This is a genomic window from Streptomyces sp. SID11385, from assembly GCF_010548245.1.
GTDB lineage: Bacteria > Actinomycetota > Actinomycetes > Streptomycetales > Streptomycetaceae > Streptomyces.
In genome coordinates this window covers 1-453 of record NZ_JAAGLR010000531.1, presented here as the reverse complement: position 1 = coordinate 453, position 453 = coordinate 1, and the positions used below count along the sequence as shown (strand labels likewise).

Sequence of the window (453 nt, the reverse complement as noted above, 5' to 3'; positions counted from 1 at the left end):
GCGGCTGAGCAGGTAACCGCTGTCCGGGTCGCTCGACGAGCGCGACAGCTCCCAGCCGCCGCCGCGCACCCGCAGGACCACCCGGCCCGCGCCCTCGGGGCCGATCGTGAGCCGGGCCCCGTCCCGTACGCCCTCCTTGTCGGGCAGCGCCCGCGCGACGAGCGGCCACCCGGCGACGAGCGCCACGACGGTCGCGAGCGCGAGGAACACGGCGGCGGGCCGCAGACGGGTCCCGGGGAGAGCCGGTCCGGCGGGCGGCGGCGGGTGCACGGGCGGGTGCGCGGGGCTGGGCATACGCCACTGTGGGCACGGCCCCGGGGAGGCCGCGCGGGCGGTACGGCCGTACGGTCGACACGCGGCACCGAAACGGGGACGCGGGGACCCCCGCGCGGGCCCCCGCGTTCCTCACCGCCTCAGCGTGTCCTCACCCCTTCAGCGCGTCCCCCACGACCC

General features: G+C 79.5%; 1 pseudogene. It reads right to left on the bottom strand.

Going from position 1 to position 453, the window contains the following annotated elements:
• Positions 1-294: pseudogene (locus G3I42_RS16050) on the bottom strand (hypothetical protein); the annotation flags it as partial.
• Between the last annotated feature and the right edge of the window lie 159 nt (positions 295-453).